Source organism: Paenibacillus shunpengii, assembly GCF_042684905.1.
Classification (GTDB): Bacteria; Bacillota; Bacilli; order Paenibacillales; family Paenibacillaceae; genus Paenibacillus; species Paenibacillus shunpengii.
The window spans coordinates 153,837-160,419 of record NZ_JBHUMJ010000007.1 but is presented as its reverse complement, the minus strand read 5'-3'; the positions used below and the strand labels follow the sequence as shown (position 1 = coordinate 160,419).

Genomic DNA, 6,583 nt, shown 5'->3' with positions numbered 1-6,583 from the left:
TGCATGTATTAGGCACGCCGCCAGCGTTCGTCCTGAGCCAGGATCAAACTCTCCAATAAGGATTTATCAAGCTGAACACCCTTCGAATTGCTTCGAGAAAACATCCAACCTTCAAAATATTGAAAAGAGCGATTAAGCTCAATTAGAAAAACTGACGAGAACGTAATGTTCTCTTTATTTTGCTCGGTTATCATACCGTCTGACGACTTGTACCATAACCTCGCGTTTAGAATTTTGCAGTTGCAAAATTCTGCTCACTCGTTGTTCAGTTTTCAAAGATCAACTTCGTTGTCATCGCTTCATTTAATTTCAGCGGCGACTTTTATAATGTATCATACTCTGCATTCTTTAGTCAAGCACTTTTTTTAAAAAGTTTTCAACCTCTTATCTGCAATGGATAACCACGCATTTAAGTTATTCGAGAATGCTTAGCGCCTTTTTAACGGGCGAGTTATAATTTATCACGATTTGAATATAGGAGTCAAGCTATTTAGCTAACTTTTTTCAATTAAATTCGATCTTTTCTGCGTCTATTCTACTTCAGTACAGATAACAATGGAAAACAACAGATCGGAGCGATAACATAAGTCGGTATTATTCACTTCGCACAATATTTAATCTCTTTGCCTCCTTCGGTTACAAATGGAACAAGGCTCTCTATTTCTCTAATAATAGAACGGTGAACCAATTTTCGAAGCAGTAACGGAATCTCATCTTGCATAAAGCAAAGGTCAGGATGCTTCATCAGATCATGCAGGCTCCACGGCTTATTTCCACTGCGAAGAATGTCCAGTAGAAGACTACAGCTGCTCTCCATCTTGGACAACACAGAGAATTCACAAGCTAATAGTATAAGCTCTACGCGCTGTTCAAGGGTCTCTTTGCTCATTGTAAGCTCCTCATACAACTTATATACAGAGCGATCCATATCTCGTATCTGAGTCCAGACTGCTCTTTCGGGTGAGATTCCTTTCTCCATCACTACAATTCTTGCCCAATGATTTAATGATTCCAGAACGCCTTGATAAGCATCGATCACTTCTCCGTCTTTGATCCATCTCTTGGCATCCAAATAAGTGCGCAAAAACTGAGAGAACTCATAAAATATTTTTTGCTTGCGGAGCTTTGGACCGAATTGTTGAATATAATTTCTGTGAACCTTAATCTTGTCACCCTTGTCCCATAATATATCGCCATGTAAAAAAGCTTCAACCACACCTCGATCTTCTCCCGTAATCAAACAACGAGTCAGACGCATCCAGTCCATATATAGAATCTGATATCGCAATTCACCAATGGCTGAATGCCTGTATCTATTCTCAGTTGGGCCTTCTTCATGCAGTATCAGTACAAGAACCTCGAAATCCTGCATAAGTGATCCATAAAATTGTTCCCCTGAATGGGGATAGACAATTGCTCCAACTGCTCCGTGTTTAGATGATTCCTCCGATAAAAAAGAATAATTCTTAAGTTCCACGGTCTCCCTCCAGACAAAAAATGGTGATTTTATTCCAGTTAAGTTATAATATAGTTCTACATAAGAACATAGGTTTCCTGCTTCACTGAGAAGACGACACTCATGCATAAGGAGCATAGCTATGATTTTTAAAACTGCAAAAATTGAAGCCTTTCGTACGTGGGGACTGTTGCTTACAATGCTGGGCATGGGGCTCATGGTTCTCGGCACAGCCGGAATTGTATTCTGGGGCAGCGCAGGCAAGGTATTTGCCGGCATTGGACTTGTCATTGGCTTGATCGCGATGATGGGCAGTCTTGCCATCTATTTCTGGGCTGGAATGATGTCTGTGAGCGCAGTTCAAATTGAATGTCCTGAATGCAGCAAGCTCACCAAAATGCTGGGCAAGACGGACCGCTGTATGTTCTGCAAGACGATATTAACGCACGACCCAGCACAGGCAAATACCACTATTGAAGAATTAAACATGAAGAAATCGGAACCCGTATCCAGATCATAAGCAGGTGCAAGAATAGCAAAACAGGGACAGCTCTCATTTTTGAACTGTCCCTGTTTTTTTATAATTATAATGTATTAGTTCTTCAACGTTGATGAATTCGATTAAGCACTGCCCATGCACCTTCATTGGCAAAGCTTCTGTTCCAGGTGGCGATTCCAGCGAGCTTCAGCTCACTCGCAAGATCAACTCTTGCCCGAAGTGAGGTTTGATCCTCAAGCCAGATCTGATTCCGCACTTCCCCCTCTGTGAATTCTACATAGTTCTGTCCTGTATCCTCTGAGAATGTCGGAGTCAGCTTGTGCTGCTTAATCAGATCCTGCGCTGAGTCCATACCAATCGCTTTGGAAGTAATCCCGCTGTCCTCTCCGGATTCCTTGATAGACCATACTCTAGTATAGGATGGAATTCCAAGCAGCAGCTTGTCCGCAGGCACTTCATCTTCTACCATGATCTTGTTCATCCCCGCAGTCACCCATGGCAAGGATGCAACGGATCCTGCCGTTGGACTTGATGCCCAGTGTTCATCATAAGTCATGACCATCATGTAATCTGCAATTTCACCTAGTGCCCTGCGATCTAAAAATAAGGACCACATCTCACTGTTTGACTTCGGTGTAACTGCAATCGACAACACGAGGTCATTCTGCTTGGCGTAAGGACGAAGCTCTCTCATGAACTGAGTAACCATCGGCCCGTCCTCTGTGTACACATTCTCGAAATCTATATTGATACCGTCCAGCTCGTAAGCATCAGCATATTCGATCATCTTCTGGATAATAGCCGTTCGTCGATCATAAGTAGAGAGTGCTTCTGCAGTCATATCCGGATCAAAGCTATTGCTGAGCAGTCCCCACACCTCCATACCCAGCGACTTGGCCCTGTGTACGTATTCCAGATCACCCTTGCTCTCTACCGAACCATTGCCATCTGTAATATCAAACCATGTCGGACTCACCACGTTGACGCCCTCCATTGTCTGCAGGTTGGCTGGATCAGCTGCTCTATTGTATACGGCTTCCCATGCCAGATTAATCGTCTTCCCCTTCCAGCGCTGTTCGGCTGCTGTGGGTAATGATTCTGGTACTGGAACTGTCACCTTTTCTGTGGGCTTTATTTTGCCAGCAGATGTATACCCCGCATAACCATCATCCATTTGAACATAATTCCAGTCTTCATTCGTGGACCAAATCCTCACCCGATCCCCTGGATTCATCTGCGCGATGATTGCAGAGCCTTTATCCGGCTCTTTATAGAGTGGAATTTCCTGTTCAGGATCTTTACCGGCTGCTGAGCCGTATTGAATGACTTCGCCTGCGTTCATTAGAAGCACTGCACCAGTATCCATGTCTTCATGAACGGTAACACCGTAAACTTCTTTTACTGCCTGCAATGGTACATAAGGTACTCCCTGTTCTTCAAAAGGAGCCGTATGAAGCTCATACTCCTTCGTATTCAGCTCTGCTTCCTCTTTACCGACATGCAGTCTCATTACTTTATCCGGTGAGGTTAATATAATCGCACGATCTCCGTCTTCAAATCGCATCGCCGGATCGACGGCCTCCTGTAAAACAGGAAGCGGGAGCTGCAAGCTCTCACCCGAGCCTACAGCTTCGTAATCCATCAGCTCTCCTTGTACAAAGATCGGTTTCGTAAAGCCTCTCCAGTCTGCGTCTTCATATATATTTTGCAGATTAAATGTCGTGATCAGCAAATAGATACCTACTCCAATAAACCCAATCGCTGCAATCTTCTTAGTAAAACCGGACTTTCGCCTTCTCTTTTTGCGATAACCTTTTGCCAATTGATGCTCCCCCATCCTATAGCAATAGCTTCTTCCTAATCCATAGACGCTCGCTGCGAATACCCAAAATCTAAAAAGCGTGAGATACTCCTGTGAAAGGAATTTCTCACGCTATTGTATACACCTTTTACGATGGCCTGCAACTCTCACATACACCGTACAATTCCAACCGTAATCCGTTCACCTGAAAGCCTGTATCCAGCCCGGCTCGTTCTTCCACATCAGAAAGTGAAGGATAATTAAAATCCCGAATGGTTCCGCACGCTTCACAAATAATATGATAATGATCTGTGACGTTGGCATCAAACCTGCTTGCATTATCGCCATACGCCAGCTCCCGCACCATACCGGCATTTGTAAACATCTTCAGATTATTATATACGGTCGCCACGCTCATGCTTGGAAACTGAGGCTCGAGAGCTCGATAAATCTCATCTGCTGTTGGATGTCCCATGGATTCCATAAGATAATTGAGTATCGCATGGCGCTGAGGCGTTATACGAACACCGGTCGTTTTCAATTGTTCTAATGCATGTTGGACACGTGTTGACATATGGCCCACCGCCTTACCTTTATTCATGCGCCTAAAAAGAAATAGATAGTCTCATAAAAAAACAACAATTACAGTAACCTTTATCACACAAATATATTGTAAAGTTTAATTCTAATTGTTGTCAACGCATGTGAGGCATGCAAATCAGGGAACTTTTAAGGTATTGTCAAAAAAACAAGTGATCACTGCAGCATTTGATTCGTCCGATTCGTCTGCGTATTTCCCCCGCTGGTCTCATCCTCCATTAAAGAGCGCTGAATGGTTATATCACTATTACCCTCTACTTGAACCTTATACTCTCCTGTTCCGGAGACACCTGTAATCATCCTATTCTCAATCGTGTAGGGAGGTTCGACGTTAAGATTACCGTAGGTGCTTGAGCCCGATACCTCATAATCTCCTGTCTCAGGAATGGCTAATAAAATATCGCCGACAGCACTGTATATGTCCCAGTCTCCGCCGATCTGTTTCGTTTGGACCTGGACAGCACCGTTCAATGTCTCTAATTTTAATTTGGCAACCGGTTCATTTACGGAAATATTCCCGTTTCGTGTACTGCCTGTAATATCCCCCACGTTGTCTGAAGCCTGTATGCGTCCAACAAGCGTCGTAAGATCTACGCTGCCTGTCACTTCCTCTGCTCGAAGATCACCGCGATTGGTGCTCAGCACAGCACTTCCGATTACATCAGCTACCGATATATTCCCGTTAAGGGTCTTGGCATGGACATCTCCAATGGCATTATGGATATAGATCTTTCCATTCCCGCTTTCGACATGAATGCTGCTGATTGCCTCTGGCCGATCAAGATATACAGAGCCATTAGAGGTTCTCACTTGCAGATCAAAGCGCCGGTCATCCGGGATCGTGATGGTCAGATTCATTCTAGGCTGGCGTTTAGATTCACTCCCGTATCCTTGAGGCTTGGCAGCAATTTGGATCGTTTTCCCTTCCTGGACATTAACCTCGGATGCATCTGCAACGGCCTGAGCTTCAACAGGTTCTACTTGATCCACCCAAGCAACCGTCTTGACGACGACCGACTCTACGTCCCCTCGGTTAATCCGAATGTCACCATTCACATTTTCGACGACAACGGCACCTGTTTCCATTTCAACCGGAATAGAAATCGTTTCTTTTTCGATTTGGTTGTCGGCTGCCTCACTGTAATCCAGCGAAGCGGCACTTAAATTCAGGCTCACTCGGTTCCACAGATGCGCGTAATGATCCTGCTGTGTCACAATAAAAATACAGCAGATCAAAATAGTGGCAGATAATATGCCTTTAAAATCGGGTCTGAATCTGTAGCGTGATTTCCTTTTTGCCGCAGGTATTAATACTTGATTGAGCAGAAAGGCGATAATAAATTCAATCCCCCAAATGACCAGGATAAACGGCCAATAGTTAACTAGACTGAAAACATACTCGGTCTGATCGACCTTGTCTATAATGAGCAGAATGCCAACGATAATGAGAAGAGTCGATGCTGTATATCTCCCAATTCTAATTTTTAAGTAAGAGCCTGTACTCTTATTCAAACGACGTTTCTTAAAAGTGAAGGACAATATCAGTTCTCGATTTAATAATAATAACCCTGCGATAACAAGGGCAGCGCCTACAGCATATAACCCATACTGAGCCAAATACCATTCGAGCCAGCGGGGTTTCTGTACAAACAGCACCATCAGTCCACCGCCAAAGATCAGCAGCATGCCGAAGGATAACCCTCGCTCCCAACCCATAAAACCGATGCCTGGGCGCAATATAGACGAGTCCTTACTTGGCTCTCCCTCTGTTTGTATACGTCGTTTTTTCATAAGCACCCAATCCGCTAATTGCAGAACATCATAAATATTGATGAAGTAAATGACGGGGATGACAAGCGACAATAAAATAATTAACGGAACATTGATCTGAATCCCAATCGACGAGAAGTATAATAAGGCCGTTAAATCAAGCAATAACAAGAAAACAAAAGTGAGGCCTTTAATGTACAAACCCAAATAAATATGACCCAAGCCAGGGAACAACGCAGACAATAAACCTGCAATAAACTTGTGCCAGTTACGCTGGAGCCGTCTTTTTGGACGCTTCGGGTTCGGATCGGTATTCATCTGCATTTAAGGTGCTCACCTCCAATAAGAACAATTGCATAATCTGCTTTTCTTTTGATACTACCCTATTCTTCTTCTATAGTAACTGGAAAGCTTATGTTGTTTGCAGCACAAACTTCCAAATCCCGAATATATTTTG

Annotated in this window: 5 protein-coding genes and 1 rRNA gene; 1 reads left to right on the top strand and 5 read right to left on the bottom strand. The window is 43.8% G+C overall.

Features of this window, described 5'->3' with window-relative positions; genetic code table 11:
• Window positions 1-59, bottom strand: a 16S ribosomal RNA gene (locus ACFSVM_RS20115); the annotation flags it as partial.
• A gap of 539 nt (window positions 60-598) precedes the next feature.
• The gene (locus ACFSVM_RS20110) at window positions 599-1,477 is read right to left on the bottom strand and encodes a nucleotidyltransferase-like protein (protein WP_076315408.1); all 879 of its coding nucleotides are present in this window, start codon (window positions 1,475-1,477) and stop codon (window positions 599-601) included.
• Between the two features lie 121 nt (window positions 1,478-1,598).
• On the opposite strand from ACFSVM_RS20110, the gene ACFSVM_RS20105 reads away from it, so the two are divergent.
• On the top strand, window positions 1,599-1,976 hold the full coding sequence (locus ACFSVM_RS20105) for a DUF2614 family zinc ribbon-containing protein (RefSeq protein WP_076315407.1): 378 nt from the start codon (window positions 1,599-1,601) through the stop codon (window positions 1,974-1,976).
• Between the two features lie 82 nt (window positions 1,977-2,058).
• Here ACFSVM_RS20105 and ACFSVM_RS20100 read toward each other — a convergent pair whose 3' ends face one another.
• The 3 genes from ACFSVM_RS20100 to ACFSVM_RS20090 all read right to left on the bottom strand — a co-directional run bounded on the left by ACFSVM_RS20100 (window position 2,059) and on the right by ACFSVM_RS20090 (window position 6,450).
• Window positions 2,059-3,777 carry a glycosyl hydrolase family 18 protein gene (locus ACFSVM_RS20100; RefSeq protein WP_379264118.1) on the bottom strand — a complete coding sequence of 573 codons (1,719 nt, stop codon included), beginning with the start codon at window positions 3,775-3,777 and terminating at the stop codon, window positions 2,059-2,061.
• Window positions 3,778-3,904: 127 nt separating this feature from the next.
• Complete coding sequence (locus ACFSVM_RS20095) at window positions 3,905-4,330, bottom strand: Fur family transcriptional regulator (protein ID WP_379264116.1); 426 nt, start codon at window positions 4,328-4,330, stop codon at window positions 3,905-3,907.
• 182 nt (window positions 4,331-4,512) lie between these two features.
• Entirely contained in the window at window positions 4,513-6,450 is a 1,938-nt protein-coding gene (locus ACFSVM_RS20090; protein ID WP_379264114.1) for a DUF4097 family beta strand repeat-containing protein, read from the bottom strand.
• Window positions 6,451-6,583: the final 133 nt, after the last annotated feature.

Bases quoted from the DNA above. Each gene is read 5' to 3' on its own strand.
- ACFSVM_RS20105 (WP_076315407.1), top strand. From the start codon at position 1,599: ATGATTTTTAAAACTGCAAAAATTGAAGCCTTTCGTACGTGGGGACTG.
- ACFSVM_RS20095 (WP_379264116.1), bottom strand. From the start codon at position 4,330: ATGTCAACACGTGTCCAACATGCATTAGAACAATTGAAAACGACCGGT.
- ACFSVM_RS20090 (WP_379264114.1), bottom strand. From the start codon at position 6,450: ATGCAGATGAATACCGATCCGAACCCGAAGCGTCCAAAAAGACGGCTC.